Below are 14,636 nucleotides of genomic sequence, written 5' to 3' on the forward strand. Positions count from 1 at the left end.
TCTTTTATTTTCCTTCTGCCCAGGATTCTTTCCTTGGATCGGCTCCGCCATATAAAATTCCTGTTTTAGGATCTTTTAAAGAAATACAAGGAGCCCCAAAGTCATATTCCCATTTTTCTCTTTCTTTGACTTCGTAACCAAGTGTTTCGAGTGCTTTTCCTTCTTTTTTATAGATATCTTCTTCTAATTCTATTCTTCCCGGATAATATTTATGAGGGGAGAAGGCATCGGGCCAGTTCAATGATCTGAATCTAGGAGCGTTAACTGCATCTTGGGGATCCATTCCGAAAACGACTAAATTTAAGAATACTTGGACCACTGCTTGGGTTTGCATATCTCCTCCAGGTGTTCCGAAACTCATCCAGAATTTTCCGTCTTTAAATACCATTGAAGCGTTAGGCGTAATCGTAGGCCTTTTTCCAGGAACCAAAGCAGATGGATGATTCGGATCTAATCTGAATTGGGTCATTCTAATTCCTAAAGTAATATCGCCTTCTATGATTGGAGACTGAGGAAAATCACTTGGAGTGAGGGATAAAGAATTTCCTTTAGAGTCGATAATGCTTAAGTAAGTTGTATCCCTTCCTATTTTTCCTGATTCTGTTCTTTCCCAAAAACTTGGAGTAAGATCAAAGAAAGGTTCTTCATTCATTGATAGAGAATTTTCTTTTTGGTATGCGATCTTTTTAGCGTTTGCAGGAGATTCGAATAAGAATGGATTTCCCGATGGAGGAGTTTTCCCAAACGCTTTAGATTGTAGAAGTTTTCTTCTTTCGGAAGCGTATTCTTTACTGAGTAGTCCCTTCTCCGGAACGGAAACATAAGCAGGATCTCCAAAATATTTTTCGCGATCCGCCATCGCTAACTCAATCGCTTGGATTACTGTATGAACGTACTCCTTAGAGTTATGGCCCATTGATTTTAGATCGATACCTTCTAAAATTTGTAGAACGATCGGAACAACTGCACCTTGGTTCCAAGTTCGATTAGAGAAGATTGTATAAGGCCCATAATTTCCTTGTAATGGAACTTCCCAGTCAGCGCTGTATCTAACCAGATCCGATTTAACCATGGTGCCATCGTTTTTTTCATGAGCCTTTGCGATCTTGTCTGCTATTGGACCCTTATAAAAATAATCTCTTAAAGCTTCCAGTGATTCTATACGGTTTTTTCCGGAAGAAGAAGCGGCCTTCTCCGCTTCTGCCAGCTCTTTCAGTGTTGCGGATAACGCAGGTCTATTAAATCTTTCTCCTGCATGAAGTGGCTTCCACCATTTATCCCCCACATAAATTTTTGCATTATAAGGGAGCAGGAATTTAAGACCTAATCTTTTAAATACTCCTATATTTAAATTCCTCATTAGAATTCTGTGAACAGGAAAACCTTCTTCAGCGATTTGAATTGCCGGTTTACTCACTTCTTCAAAAGATTTTGTTCCGTATTTTTTGAGTAATGCGACGATCACATCAGGAGAAGCCGGAACCAATTGAGAAGAATATTTCAGCATCGGAATGGATTCATGTCCTCGAGATTTGAAATATTCTATTGTGGCTTTTGCGGGTGCAGTCCCAACTCCGATATAACTATGAACTTTTTTATCTGCTTGGTCATAATAAAGTAAAGGAGCCACTCCTGGAAAAGATGCCTCTTCTCCTTGGGTCACATTTAGAACTAAAAGAGCTGCTACTCCTGCATCGGCTGCATTTCCACCTTTCTCCAAAATTTCCAAAGCAGCTTTGGTGGCTAAAGGATGACCACTTGCTACCATCAGTTTAGAACCTTGAGCCGTTGGTCTTTCTGTATGATATGGATCTTGGAAACTTATGGTTTCTCCAGGCCCAGAAGTCACGTAATAGATTATTACAAGAACTAAGACGGCGAGTAGGACCCCCGATAAAGAATACATTAGGATTTTTTTCATGATTTCCTCTTCACTGCAGGAGGATCTTTCTAATTCTTCCGAAAGATCGAGCAAGGTTTTTTTATGTTGAAAAGCCTCGAAAGGAATGAACGGAATTTATAACTTTTAAATTATAGTATAGTCAAATCATAGATAGGGAATTCGAAAGGATCTCCCGGTCGTAGTTATAAGAGGCTTAGATTGAGCAGACGTTTTCCTTTTCATTATGCTTGGATCGTTTTGATTGTTACATTTTTCACTTTGATCGTTGCTGCTGGAGTAAGATCCATGCCTGGAATTCTGATCGTTCCTCTTGAGAAAGAATTCGGTTGGAATCGATCTGCCATCTCTTTTGCAGTTTCTGTGAACTTATTATTGTACGGACTTGTGGGACCATTCGCTGCAGGACTCATGAATCGTTTTGGTATAAAACGAATTATGGTATTTGCACTTGGGCTATTGATCTCAGGAATACTACTAACAACGATTATGCGAACAAATTGGGAATTAGTAGTTCTTTGGGGAGTCATGGTTGGATTCGGTTCCGGAATGGCTGCTTTGGTTTTAGGAGCAACAGTGGTCAATCGTTGGTTCGTTTCTCATAGAGGACTTCTCATGGGAATTTTGACTGCGAGTACTGCAACAGGGCAGATCATCTTTCTCCCATTTTTAGCTTCTCTTACAGAACAAGAAGGATGGAGAAATGCTGTCTATGCAGTGGCATCCATATTAGCGATACTTCTTCCTACAGTATTCTTCTTGATGAAAGATTCTCCTAAACAATACGGACTCTTACCTTACGGAGCAAAAAGTGAAGAAGATGGTATCCTACCTGTTTCCGGAAATCCATTCGTGGAAGCGATCTCTGCACTAAAAGTTGGATTGAGATCCAGAAATTTTTGGCTTCTTGCAGGAAGTTTTTTTGTATGTGGTGCAAGTACAAACGGACTCGTAGGAACTCATTTAGTTCCTGCATGTTCCGATCATGGGATCCCAGAAGTAAGAGCAGCAGGCCTTCTTGCATTGATGGGAATTTTTGATCTGATTGGAACAGTTGGCTCCGGTTGGTTATCTGATAGAGTGAATAACAAAATTCTGTTATTTATGTATTATGGATTGAGAGGTATCTCTCTATTATTATTACCCCAAGCATTTGATCCTGAATCGAGTAAACTTTCTATATTTGCGGTATTTTACGGATTAGATTGGATTGCTACTGTTCCTCCTACTGTTGCATTAACAGCTAAAATATTTGGAAGAGAAAAAGTAGGATTAATGTTCGGTTGGGTAGTTGCATTTCACCAGATCGGAGCCGCAGTTGCTGCATTTGGAGCTGGTTATATCCGAACAGTGCAAGGAGAATACGATCTTGCATTTATATTCGCAGGAGCTTTATGTGTGATCACTGCACTTGGGATATTTGCAGTATCGACTGAAAAGGAAGAAGGGAAACTTTCTGAAACACCTGAATTTGCATCATAAAATCATAATGCAATGTGTGCGCGGAAATATGTAGGACTTATTCTAGAAGTTCTACTTTTCCGGAGATTGGAGTAATAGAGCGGATCTTATCTTTTTTATAATCTAATTCATATAGAGTATAATTATTATAAGGTCTGTATTCTTGGTCCTTGGATTGTTTTACTAATTCAGGATCTCCTAAAAAGTAAACGGATCCGTTTTTAATCACAGGAAAACAACCTACAAAAGAAGAATCGTATCTTTGTTTTGTTTTTAGATCTACAACTACGATATTCCCCAATTTTCCGTCCGCTCTTTCAGTGAAGGACAAAACTTTTCCATCAGGACTGAAACTGATATTAACTTGTTCTTTATTCTCTCTTGGCTCTTTGGACTGAGGATTTATCGGAAAAGGATAAAACGGATCTGAGAACTTGACTAGTTCTCCGGTTAAAGAAGGAAGTTTATAAAGTCTGTTTTCCTTCTCTGTTGCTACACGTACTAAAACCAGATCTTCTGCAATTGTATATACATCAGTGATCTGTAATTTCCCACTTTCTATCCAAGCTAAAGTTTTTAATTCGGAAGTTTCGAGAGAATATTTATGAATTGGAACTCTTAGAGAATCTTCTCCATGTTCAGAGTAACGAACTTCGTTACCAATCAATACTATATTTTTTTGATCGGGAGAAACATAAGGTTGGTAACCTGGAAGAGATTTTATCTCCTTCTCCTTTTCATAATCGTATAAAACGGTTTCCCATCGATCTGCATTTTTTCTGGAGAAGATCACGATGGATTTATCTTTCAAAAATCCACTATTCCCTGGAAATGCATCTCTTGTTCCATGGATTGTTTTAACTTTAGAGTTCGCTAGATTTAATAAATTAAGATCTTTAGAAGTTTTAAAAAGAATATAGTTCTGTTTTCTAAAAACAGGGATCCCTTTTTCTTGGGTTCCTGTATAAACAAGTCCAGTTTTTCCATTAATAGAGGAAATAGAGATAAGTCTTAAGATACCTTTGTCTTCTTGAACTGCATACACAGGACTCATAAAAGAAACAGGAGTAGGAGTGACTGAGAAGATCGGGTTTTGTAAGATAGTTATGATGAAGATAGATCCGAGAATTCGGAGGAGAGCAAGGTTCAGAAATTTATTTTTATATGTATCCTTCGCTCGCATACAGTCATTCTCCGAAAAAATCCAGGTTTCGTCAGTAAAATTTATCCGATCGGCCCGGATCGATTTCCCAAAGGGATATTAGATCAGCGTTTTATCTCGAAAGTCCTAAACGTACCTTTAGCATCTTCCCATTGGATTGTGGCTTCCGTTACTTTTGCTTTAGAAGGTCCTCTTTGAACTGCTTTGTATAAATCTTCGATAAAAACTTTGTCTCCTTCAACTACAACTTCTACTTCGCCAGTAGGAAGATTCATAGTGTAACCTTTCAGTCGGCATTCTTGTGCTCTTTGTAGCACAAAATATCTAAAACCAACTCCTTGTACGGTTCCTCGGATCCTAATTTTTGCTCTAGATTCGTTTTTTGCAGCCATTCACGTTGTAACTCCCACAGCTAAATTATACTCCCTCATTCTTGAGAAGAAGCCTTATTTACCATCCAGGAGGAGAAATCCTGCAAAAACTGCCAAAGTATCTCTTTAGATTCTTCGTCTGCTTCCCAATCCTTTATCGCTTTGCGGTAACAGGAAAGCCAAGACCTTCTAGCTTTTTCGTCGATTGGAAATGGAAGATGTCGAGCTCTCATTTTTGGAGGCCCATATTTTTGAACATAATAGGGCGGACCTCCTAGAACTTGAACCATAAAGTCAGCTGACTTTACTTTGCTCTCTTCTAGATCTTCTGGAAACATTCCACGAATTTCGCTGATAGCTATTTGATCATAGAAAACAGAAACAAGTTCCCTAATTGAATTTTCTCCAACCTTTGAGAATAATTCTCTGAGACGAGGACTTGGGGGAGGAGGTCCTCCTGCAGGAGTATAAAATGTTGCACTCATGTAGAAGATCCATTCTTCATAAAATCTAAGATCTTAGGTTCGAACTCTTGGACTAATTTTTGGTACACATCTTTTTTAAATGGGACCACGGTCGACAGGCATTCTTGAAATGGAATGAATCTAACTCTCTCAAACTCTTGCTCATGAGCCGTTAGATTGCAGTCTTCTGTTTTACCATTCCAGTATAGAAGATACCATTTTTGGGTTTGGCCTCTATACTTCTTTAGATTAGAGCTTAAATGTAAGGATTCAGGAAAATCATAATTGATCCAACTAGGATATTCATATATGATCTTAGCGTCTTGGATGCCTACTTCTTCTAAAAGTTCTCTTTGAGCGGCTGAGTTAGGATCTTCTCCATCATCTATTCCACCTTGAGGAAACTGCCAAGAGCCTTTAAAATTCAGTCTTTCTCCTACTAAAACCTCTCCTTTAGAGTTGAAGACTACCATTCCTACGTTCTTTCTATAAGGTTTGTCCATCTAAGTAGAGATTTACATCATATATTCGACAGACAAGCCTATAAAAAAAATGGACCTAAAGTAATACGCGTTTAGTAGAAAAATATGATAAATCAATTGAGGATGGACAAAGAGAGGCCATAAGATTCTTTGGATTAATATTCCGATTCCTTTTGGAGGATGTGTTTCTAACGATGTCGGTCAGATATAAAATTCGCAGACCTCTAGTATTTTCAGAAAAGGATTTCGAAATTAGGGAATCCGAGATACCCGGAATTGGAATGGGACTATTCTCCAAGCAAGACTTGGTTAAAGGTGATACTGTCGGATTTTATACCGGCAGAGTACTTAACGACAAGTCTGCTAACTCATCTAAATACTGTGAGTCTAAATATTTACTTTGGATCTGTAAAGATCATTGGATCTACGGAGAAGGTAAAGAGTCCAACTACACTCGTTATATCAATCATAGCTCTAAACCAAATGTAAAATTAGTAGTATCTACTCGTTGGAAGACTGCAAGATTCGAAGCAATGCGTAAGATAAAAGCAGGCGAAGAGTTATTCTTCGATTATGGAGACGAGTATTGGATCCATATAGACATCTCTCCTGTTGAGCAGAACTAAGTTCTGCTTTTACGCTATCAACGATCGTTTAACAACGAATAACACAGTTTTTTTCCCATAGGAAACAAAAAGTTTCAGGGATCTTCCATTAATTTTATCCCTATTTCCCGCAAAGAGTGGATTCCGTTTAAACAATAAGGAATATTGGAACCTGGGAGCCGGTTCTGAATTTAATATCCGACATAAAGAACGGCGGAAGAACTCCCTATTTAGAAAATAAGGCATTACCTTATTGGACTTGGATCCTTCCGTTAATACTGTTTCATTTCGCTTCCAAGGCATCCTTAGCCTTCCAAGTGGATACCGGTATCTCCATATCTTATCTTCCCATTCCTATCGGTATCGTTTTATGTTTTTGGTGGGGACCGGCACGTACATTACCCGCTCTTTATGCAAACGCATTGTTCAATGCTAATCTCTGGGGACTTCATGATGTAGATAAATATCCTATCTATTCTCTTTGGGAAGTTCTGGCAGTGGGAATTTCTTGGTTCTTTTTTATTAAATGGAGAAAGGGAAAAGTTTGGATACCTGATCTAAGAGAAACAGTACGATTTTTACTTTGGGTAGCCTTCCCCGCGGCAATATGTAATGGGTTTTTAGTGGCAGAAGGTCTCGTCTTATTCGGAGATCTTTCTCAGGATAAGTTGCTCGTATCTTCTTTGCAGGGAATGAGCGCCACGTTATTCGACACATTAAGCGTTTCAGTTCCGATCTTATTATGGGTAACTCCTTGGATGGAGCTTAAGGGGTGGGCAAGAACAGAAGGCGCCTGGGAAAATAGAGAAACAAGCTGGGACAGAAGCAGGCTTAAAAATCTAAAACCAAGAAAGATCGCAGAAATTATCTCTGTATTTTTACTCTGCGGAGTTTTCGGTGCAATTATCCCTACTTTAGAATATTGGTTCGTATTTGCGTTATTCGTTCTTTGGGCCGCATTAAGATATGGTATCACAATGGCCCTTACCGCAAATATTTGGGTGCAGATAGTCACCTTGGTATTTCCTGTATTATTTGGCCGGTCAGAACATTACCAATGGTTTAAAGACGATAAAGAACTTATCTTTTTAGTAAACTTGGGGATCTTATGCGTGGTTGCTTTGATCACAGGAAGGGCAACGAGCGATTCCAGAAAAGAGTTACAAAAAAGAAGAAGGATAGAAGGTAAACTTCTACAAAGCCGAGAACAATACCGAAAATTTTTCGAAGAAAACCTTTCTGCAAATTTTATCACAGATAGTTCCGGAAATATTTTAGCTGCCAATTCTTCTTTTCTGAAGATGTTCGGACTCGAAACACAAACAGAAGTTTCTCTCAAGAACTTTGCAGATCTTTTTCCTTCTTATGATGATTATTCGTTCTTCTTACAAAAAATACAGATCAGTTCGACATTGGGAACTCACGAAGAATTTTTTCAAGACAAGAATGGACTTCCTATCCATACGACTGGAAATTATTTCGCTACATTTACTAAATCAGGAAGTATAGATTCTATCAGAGGATATCTATTGGATGATACTCTTCGTCGTAAGTTAGAAAATCAGCTAATAGAATCCAAAAAATTAGAAACGATCGGGACATTAGCGGGAGGGATCGCTCACGATTTTAATAATATTCTACAAATCATTTCCGGATACGCGACCAGAATACAATTGGAATCTTCCAAATTCGCTTCACTTACGGACATGTCCCGTTCGATTAATGCTGCTGCAGCGAGAGGTGCAATTATAGTTCGGAGACTTCTTTCCTTAGCTAGAAAAGGAGGAGGCGGATTCAAGACGATCTTTGCAGATCAATTGATAAATGAAACGGTAGATCTATTAGTTCCTACATTCTCTGAAAAAATTAAATTTATTAAAGAATGTAAAGAAGGACTTCCTACAATATTGGGAGATTATTCACAGCTGGAGCAGGTGCTTATCAATCTTTGTCTAAATGCAAGAGATGCACTTCCTGACGGAGGAGAGATCTCTATACGTGCATTTGGAGTACAAGGCGCCAATATTAGAGAATCTTTTCCACTTTCAGAACCAGCAGAATATCTTTGTATAGAAATTTCAGATAATGGAGAAGGAATGAGTGAAGAGACTCGAAAAAGGATCTTCGAACCATTTTTCACTACAAAAACCAAAACACAAGGAAGTGGACTAGGAATGTCCATGGTCTATGGGATCATGCAAAACCATGAAGGAATGGTGCAGGTAAGTTCCCAATTAGGAATGGGCACGAGTATTCGATTATTCTTCCCAGTAGCAAAAACCAGAACTTCTCAATTGATAGAAAGTTCAGGAAAAGTTTCTCAAACTTCTACCGGCATTATGTTAATAGTGGAAGAATCACCTTACTTGTCTGAGATCTTGCAAGACCAAATGTTGGCTTTAGGTTTCAGATTGATCAGTGCAGATAGCGCTAAAAAGGCTCAAGAAATATTAAATAAGTTTAAATCAAATACAGTTTTAACAGTGGTAGATCTGGATTTCGAAAATCTTTCTTCTTTGGGATTTTTGGAAACAATCAAGAAAGAATGTCCAGAACTGAAAATTTTTGTCTCTGGAACAGATTTCGGAAAGGAAATTAAGGAAAAACTTTCCGCACTTGGAATTAACGATCTTCTAGAGAAACCCTATAAGATTAGGGACCTGATCGAATTCTTTTACACGAAAAGTTTTTAGATTAGGCTGCTTTCTTTTCTTTCACATTTGCATTCTTAAAGAAAAATGCAAAACCCTGCACTAAATCATAGATCGCAGGTAACTGAGCCAAAGAAATTCCAACATCACCATGAGAGATCAAAGGTGTTAGCACCAAGTTGGATTTTTTGTTAGGAAGATTTTCTTTTAAGATCATAGCTTCTTTTGCAGGAACTACATTGTCTCCTAAACCATGAACGATAGAAACATGGCAATCTAAAAGATGAAGTTTATCTTTTACTTGTAATTCTTGTAAGAATGAACTTTGAGATCCTGCATTTGCTACGATCTCTTTCCAGATTTTTTCTCTGAAACTTTTATCTTCTCTAAGTTTTAAGAATACTTCTTTGTTTTCAGCGCTGATATTTTCTAAAACAGTAGGAAGTTCCAAAGTTTCTCTGGAAAAACTTCCATCTAAAACGCATGCCTTTAAAGCAAATTCCAACTCTTGGTTATCAGATTTGAGAGCGAACCTTACGAAATTATAAAGAAGGATCATTCTTCCGTATTCGTCTCCCTCGTCAGAAGTCATCACATAATCCAAAGTGGATTGAACATCACAATAAGCACCAATTGTAAGAATGGAAGAGATCTTTTTTCCAACTTCAGGATCAGAAGCAGCAATGAGTCCCATACTTCCAGAAAAGGAAGGAGCAATATAAGAAAGTTTTTGGTCCTGACAATATTCTTTATTGGAAGAGATATGAAGTATAAGTTCTTTTATTTTTTCTACTGTCTCTTTTTTAATTCGGAACTGAGTAACTTCTACCATCAAAGGAGAAATAACAGTGTATCCTACTGCTGCAGCAGATTTACAAACTGCTGCGAATCTTGGGTCTTTATTTCCTAAATAAGCTAAGCCATTTACTGCCAAAATGGTTCCGCAGGATTTTCCTTTCGGAGTGTAAAGAATCGCAGGAATTTCAAATTTATCCGTTCTAATTGTTATCTCTTGTTCTGAGACTTTAGGAGGAGTAGGTAATTGGCAATGAAGGGCAAACTTGGCAGCCTTCCAGAAATATTTCATATTTGTATCCAAACCCGAACTCGTTAAGATCGGATAACAATTTTATGACGATTTGAAATGTCGTGGAATGGAGAATCCAAGTTCCGATGGATCATCAACTGGCCCTCTGGTAACCACTATTCCGCAAATCAATCGATCGAATTAGCAAATTCTACTTTGCAGACATTTTCACGAATCCCATTCTCCGAGAAAAAAATTCACATGATCACATTAGGGTATTCGAATGAAAAAAGAAAAAGGAAACAGAACCAAAATTCTGCCTGAGGACAATCCGGCCTTAAGCAAGGAAGAAATTCGGCTGCTTCTAAACGCATCCAGGACTCACGAAAATCATTACCTTTGGTTTAGGATGTTATATTCTTTCGGACTCCAGCTTTCCGAATTGGTCTCCCTAAAGGTGGAAGATTTGGATTGGTCCCATCATAAAATATTGATCCATCATTCCCAAACCTTAAACCCCAGAAATCCTTCCATTCCATATTCTTTACGGAGGGATCTTTGGTTTATTTCTCAGGGCAAACAGGGAGATGATTTTTTGTTTTCTGGCAGAATGGGCAAACTTCGTCCCAGGACTGTTCAAAAAATGTTTTCTAAGCTAGAAGAAATGACGGGTCTGACAATTTCAGTTTTTAGATTGAGGAGAAGTTTAGCTTCTCACCTGATCGAAGCTGGCTGGGACCTGGAAAGTATCCAAGAACAGTTGGGGCTTTCTTCCCAAAAATCCCTGAAAGATTTGCTTGGGCAGAAACCTAAGCAGGCTTCGCTCAAAAAATTTCCATTGGAGGAAATTAACGGATCAGCGGCATAATATTCAAAATTTAGGATTTTCCAACTAGAGGAGAATAGATGAGATGGGAAAAAATTCTTGTAAAACCCCATTTCCTCACTATTTTAGTCTACGGCGAACTTTCCGTTCCCCTTTTGTAACTAAAAAAGGAAATTTTCTTTGTCGGAATATGATCTTATGGATCGTCGCTCGGAGCCTAGCTTGGAAATTAAAACGAAAAAAGTAGGGAAACACACCCTAGTTCAATTAGATGGCAGGCTGGATATCACACATTCGGACGAGGTAGAAGCAAAACTTCTAGACGATGTCCAAGCTGGAACTGGTGATATCGTTATTAACTTGCAAAATATTTCTTATATATCTTCTTCCGGGATCAGGATCTTTGTAGGAATGGTCCGGGAACTAGAAAAGCAGAATCGAAAACTCAAACTTTGTAATATCACACCTAACGTTAAAAAAGTTTTCGACGTTGTGGAATTGCTGGATCTTTTCGAAGTCTACGAAACCGAACAAGAAGCATTAGCTACCTTAAAATAATCAGCCGGGGGCACTTTGTATCATGGGTTCCCCCGCTAGCACAGAAGACCGATCTTCCGAAATTTACGGACTCATCGGTCTTTTCTTTTTATCCATACTTTCACTTTTAATATTTAGGATCTCCGGGTTGGAGTTCCCACCTGTATGGCCTGACGAGGTTTTATTCTATTCTCCTTCCTTAGATTTTGCAAAGAACGGACTCTTCCGCACTGATGTGCTTGACGGTTTAGTAAAAGGAATGGAGACCAAAACACTTTGGATGCCTCCAGTTTTCTTTTTATTAAATGGTTGGGTTCTAAAATTTTTGGGAGAAGGTCTCGAAGTCCTAAGATTATTCGCTGCGATCTTATCTATTGCGAGTATCTGGATATTTTGGTTTATACTGAAAACATTCGATTATTCTCCAATCGCAAGACTGGGCGCTTCTTTACTTTTATTCACTGATCTATTGTTCCTAAGAGTTGGTTGGACTGCAAGAATGGAAGCGCTTTGTTTGTTTTGGGCACTTCTATCTTTACTAGTACTTGCAAGAAAAGCAAAATGGAAGGGAGAAATTCCTCTCCAACAATACGAGGCATTCTTATCCGGATTCTTTTTAGGGATCTCATTTTTGTCACATCCATTCGGCGCAATTTTTGGGGTGCCTGCATTACTTTTGATCCACCAGGCAAAAGCATGGAAGGTATGGATGTTTTGGTTGGGTGGTGCATTGCCAATACTTGCTTGGGGAATTTGGATCCATCCAGATTGGGGAATTTTTTTCTATCAATTCGGTGCGCAGTTCGGACGTAAAAAAGATTTATTCCAATCTTTCTCACCAATTACAAAGATCAAAGTTCTATTGGGTGGATATGAATCTCCAGGACTCAGATTATTCTTTTATCTTGCATTAGCTTACGGACTTTGGGTTGTAAGAGGAGAAATTAAAGATAAACCTAAGTCTGCGTTCTTCTTCTCTGTTTGGACAGTTTCTATCCTATTCTTTTTGATCTTATCCACTGAATATTATTATGTAATGTATTTGTGTATCCCTTTGTCTGCTCTCGGAGGATTCTTTTTCGAAAGGATCAGAAGTAGAAGGGTACAATTTATCGCAGCTATATTAGTATTTTCAAATATTGCAATTTTAGTGAATGCTTATAAAAGAATAGGTTTTGGAAATCCTGAATTCGATCTGAAAGATAGATTTTACGAGGTTTTAGGGCCGGAATTAAAGGGTTCTAAAAAACTGTATCTGCAGGCGATTCCTGATCCTTATTTCCATATTCGAAAAGAATATCCGAATCTAAAGGTTCTTGAATTTATTCCTGGAGAACTTCCTATTCCGAAAGAAGATTTTATCCAGTCCCTAGATTCAATCGATACATTCGTATTTTCGGATCGCCAGAAAAGAAATGAATTCGTTCAGTCTTATTTAGAAGAGAATTCTTCCAAGTTCAGAAAATTCAAAATTACTGCAGAACCTTCTACACTTAGAAAAGTAGCAAATGTAGAAGCTGAAGTATATCGCAGAAGATAATTAAACTTTTCCGTTATCCTTGATCTTTTTAACAAGGTTTCGATTTGCCTCTTGTCTCAAGATCGCGTTTTCGTATCTTCTTGTCTCTGTTTCCGTTTCTGGTTTTATTTTAGGAATTGGGCAGGGCTTCTTATTCTCATCCAATGCAACGAATGTGAGATACGCAGTTGTTGCCCGAGTTACTATCCCTGTATAAGGATTTTCTTTAGAGACTTGGACACCGATCTCCATAGATGATCTTCCTGCATAATTTGCAGAAGCCTTTAAGATTACATGATCCCCCAAAGAAATCGGTTCCAGAAAATTCAGTTTATCTACACTTGCAGTAACTGCTTCCCTTCCACAATGTCTTTGGGCGACCATTACGGCGATCGAGTCTATCCAAGACATTAAGGTCCCTCCGAAGAGGGTTCCATAATGATTGGTATGGTCGGGCATAACTATATGCCTGGTTTCCACTGCGGATTGTTTTGGTGTTTTTACAATTTCTTCCGACATCTATGGTTTAGACTAACAACCCTAGTATTACGTTCTTATAATTGGCATTGCAGAATAAAATCGTTGAATACTTGAGCGATATAAACTCTTTCCTTATACGAAAGTGCAGTACTTCCTGCAGAGATCAATTCACCAGAGTTAGAAAAAATTTCTCTAATAGAATCGTCCGGAGAAATCGTAAATATCTTGGTAGGAGAATGAGCTTCTCCGTTGCTTGCATGTTTTAGGAATTTCATTACAGACGGGTGAGTTACAGTAAAGATCGTTCCTTTTTCGTCTATTTCCAGATTGTCCGGTCCACTTCCGAGTAGGATCGATTTAGGTTCTCCTAATACGATTTTACCGTTCTCTCTTTTGATATCGAATTTTAAAACAGTACCTTCGTTAAACGCAGATCTATATAAAACTTCTTTTCCATCCGGTCTTTTTACATAAAGGATCCCATTCCCCAAAGAGATTGAATTGCCCAGAGAAGACCAAGACTTTCCGTCGTAGTAAGCGATCTCAGAACGTTTCATTCTGAAAAGATCATGGAATAGATAGAGCATAAATCCTCCTTCTCCATGATCATTAGAAACAAAAATTTCATTTTCAGAAGCGACTGACAGATCATTAGGACTTGTAACCAAAGGATCTTGTAGAGTTTGGATATGTTTCCATTTTCCAGCCTTTGCTTTTGCGGAAGGTTTTTCCGTTCTTTCAAAAACTTCTATAGAATGTTCTTTGTATAAAGTGATATGAGAGATCACATATAGCCTGTACTTTCCATTTTGGTTTAAAAGACTCATCCCATGAGGTCTGAAATTTTTAGGATATTCTGTTTCCAGTAGTTTTGGTTCGAGTGTAGAAGAGTTCAGATCCAAAAAGTAGATCTTTCCTTCTTGGTCCTTGATCCTTCTTTCGTGGGAAGATACATACAGTAATCCTGCCTCTCTATCGATGGCTAAATCTTCCGGGCCGGGCATTCCTGAAATCTTGGAGCAGCCTTTTAATGGGATATCTTTGATATCTCCGGAACAATTACTGAAAAATAGGCCTAAAACGGCGAATACTAAGGGTAGAATGGAAACTCGCATGGGGTCCCAAGATCTGCCTTAAATCCGGCACTGGCA

The 14,636-nt window shown here is 38.4% G+C and carries 14 protein-coding genes; 6 read left to right on the forward strand and 8 right to left on the reverse strand.

Annotated elements, in window-relative coordinates; all coding sequences use genetic code 11:
• Positions 1-4: 4 nt before the first annotated feature.
• Entirely contained in the window at positions 5-1,921 is a 1,917-nt protein-coding gene (locus CH362_RS03495) for a gamma-glutamyltransferase family protein (RefSeq protein WP_100709263.1), read from the reverse strand.
• Between the two features lie 180 nt (positions 1,922-2,101).
• Here CH362_RS03495 and CH362_RS03500 point away from each other — a divergent pair, with 180 nt between their 5' ends.
• Positions 2,102-3,382, forward strand: a complete 1,281-nt coding sequence (locus CH362_RS03500) for an MFS transporter (RefSeq protein ID WP_100708934.1) — start codon at positions 2,102-2,104, stop codon at positions 3,380-3,382.
• 37 nt (positions 3,383-3,419) lie between these two features.
• Here the strand turns inward: CH362_RS03500 and CH362_RS03505 are convergent, their stop codons facing one another.
• The 4 genes from CH362_RS03505 to CH362_RS03520 all read right to left on the reverse strand — a co-directional run bounded on the left by CH362_RS03505 (position 3,420) and on the right by CH362_RS03520 (position 5,861).
• Complete coding sequence (locus CH362_RS03505) at positions 3,420-4,544, reverse strand: TolB-like translocation protein (RefSeq protein WP_100708935.1); 1,125 nt, start codon at positions 4,542-4,544, stop codon at positions 3,420-3,422.
• An 83-nt stretch (positions 4,545-4,627) separates the two neighbouring features.
• Positions 4,628-4,915, reverse strand: a complete 288-nt coding sequence (locus CH362_RS03510) for an acylphosphatase (protein ID WP_008595830.1) — start codon at positions 4,913-4,915, stop codon at positions 4,628-4,630.
• Positions 4,916-4,950: 35 nt separating this feature from the next.
• On the reverse strand, positions 4,951-5,379 hold the full coding sequence (locus CH362_RS03515; RefSeq protein ID WP_100708936.1) for a globin domain-containing protein: 429 nt from the start codon (positions 5,377-5,379) through the stop codon (positions 4,951-4,953).
• A complete protein-coding gene (locus CH362_RS03520; RefSeq protein WP_100708937.1) occupies positions 5,376-5,861 on the reverse strand; it encodes an RNA pyrophosphohydrolase in 486 nt (161 codons plus the stop codon). Before CH362_RS03520 ends, CH362_RS03515 begins: the two co-directional genes overlap by 4 nt.
• Before the next feature lie 173 nt (positions 5,862-6,034).
• Here CH362_RS03520 and CH362_RS03525 point away from each other — a divergent pair, with 173 nt between their 5' ends.
• Together CH362_RS03525 and CH362_RS03535 are read left to right on the forward strand one after the other, a co-directional pair.
• Complete coding sequence (locus tag CH362_RS03525) at positions 6,035-6,466, forward strand: SET domain-containing protein (RefSeq protein WP_100708938.1); 432 nt, start codon at positions 6,035-6,037, stop codon at positions 6,464-6,466.
• A gap of 296 nt (positions 6,467-6,762) precedes the next feature.
• Positions 6,763-9,138: an ATP-binding protein gene (locus tag CH362_RS03535; RefSeq protein WP_244280464.1), complete on the forward strand. Its 2,376-nt coding sequence runs from the start codon at positions 6,763-6,765 to the stop codon at positions 9,136-9,138.
• 1 nt (position 9,139) lies between these two features.
• On the opposite strand, the gene CH362_RS03540 is transcribed toward CH362_RS03535, so the two are convergent.
• Positions 9,140-10,183 (reverse strand): alpha/beta hydrolase, encoded by a 1,044-nt coding sequence (locus CH362_RS03540; protein ID WP_100708941.1) that lies wholly within the window; start codon positions 10,181-10,183, stop codon positions 9,140-9,142.
• 223 nt (positions 10,184-10,406) lie between these two features.
• Between CH362_RS03540 and CH362_RS03550 the strand changes: the two genes are divergently transcribed.
• From CH362_RS03550 to CH362_RS03560, 3 genes are all read left to right on the forward strand, one after another.
• Positions 10,407-10,991, forward strand: coding sequence for a tyrosine-type recombinase/integrase (locus CH362_RS03550; protein ID WP_100708943.1), 585 nt, complete (start codon positions 10,407-10,409; stop codon positions 10,989-10,991).
• Positions 10,992-11,171: 180 nt separating this feature from the next.
• Positions 11,172-11,507 (forward strand): STAS domain-containing protein, encoded by a 336-nt coding sequence (locus CH362_RS03555; RefSeq protein ID WP_020769420.1) that lies wholly within the window; start codon positions 11,172-11,174, stop codon positions 11,505-11,507.
• Positions 11,508-11,529: 22 nt separating this feature from the next.
• Positions 11,530-13,026, forward strand: a complete 1,497-nt coding sequence (locus tag CH362_RS03560) for an ArnT family glycosyltransferase (protein ID WP_100708944.1) — start codon at positions 11,530-11,532, stop codon at positions 13,024-13,026.
• Here the strand turns inward: CH362_RS03560 and CH362_RS03565 are convergent, their stop codons facing one another.
• Together CH362_RS03565 and CH362_RS03570 are read right to left on the reverse strand one after the other, a co-directional pair.
• Entirely contained in the window at positions 13,027-13,524 is a 498-nt protein-coding gene (locus tag CH362_RS03565; protein ID WP_100708945.1) for an acyl-CoA thioesterase, read from the reverse strand.
• Between the two features lie 35 nt (positions 13,525-13,559).
• A complete protein-coding gene (locus tag CH362_RS03570; protein ID WP_100708946.1) occupies positions 13,560-14,600 on the reverse strand; it encodes an SMP-30/gluconolactonase/LRE family protein in 1,041 nt (346 codons plus the stop codon).
• Positions 14,601-14,636: the final 36 nt, after the last annotated feature.

It is taken from the genome of Leptospira saintgironsiae, assembly GCF_002811765.1.
Lineage (GTDB): Bacteria > Spirochaetota > Leptospiria > Leptospirales > Leptospiraceae > Leptospira_B > Leptospira_B saintgironsiae.

Excerpts from the sequence above, each read along its gene's own strand:
- CH362_RS03495 (WP_100709263.1), bottom strand. The coding sequence starts at position 1,921 with ATGAAAAAAATCCTAATGTATTCTTTATCGGGGGTCCTACTCGCCGTC.
- CH362_RS03570 (WP_100708946.1), bottom strand. The coding sequence starts at position 14,600 with ATGCGAGTTTCCATTCTACCCTTAGTATTCGCCGTTTTAGGCCTATTT.
- CH362_RS03550 (WP_100708943.1), top strand. The coding sequence starts at position 10,407 with ATGAAAAAAGAAAAAGGAAACAGAACCAAAATTCTGCCTGAGGACAAT.
- CH362_RS03520 (WP_100708937.1), bottom strand. The coding sequence starts at position 5,861 with ATGGACAAACCTTATAGAAAGAACGTAGGAATGGTAGTCTTCAACTCT.
- CH362_RS03515 (WP_100708936.1), bottom strand. The coding sequence starts at position 5,379 with ATGAGTGCAACATTTTATACTCCTGCAGGAGGACCTCCTCCCCCAAGT.
- CH362_RS03510 (WP_008595830.1), bottom strand. The coding sequence starts at position 4,915 with ATGGCTGCAAAAAACGAATCTAGAGCAAAAATTAGGATCCGAGGAACC.
- CH362_RS03565 (WP_100708945.1), bottom strand. The coding sequence starts at position 13,524 with ATGTCGGAAGAAATTGTAAAAACACCAAAACAATCCGCAGTGGAAACC.
- CH362_RS03560 (WP_100708944.1), top strand. The coding sequence starts at position 11,530 with ATGGGTTCCCCCGCTAGCACAGAAGACCGATCTTCCGAAATTTACGGA.
- CH362_RS03525 (WP_100708938.1), top strand. The coding sequence starts at position 6,035 with ATGTCGGTCAGATATAAAATTCGCAGACCTCTAGTATTTTCAGAAAAG.
- CH362_RS03540 (WP_100708941.1), bottom strand. The coding sequence starts at position 10,183 with ATGAAATATTTCTGGAAGGCTGCCAAGTTTGCCCTTCATTGCCAATTA.
- CH362_RS03505 (WP_100708935.1), bottom strand. The coding sequence starts at position 4,544 with ATGCGAGCGAAGGATACATATAAAAATAAATTTCTGAACCTTGCTCTC.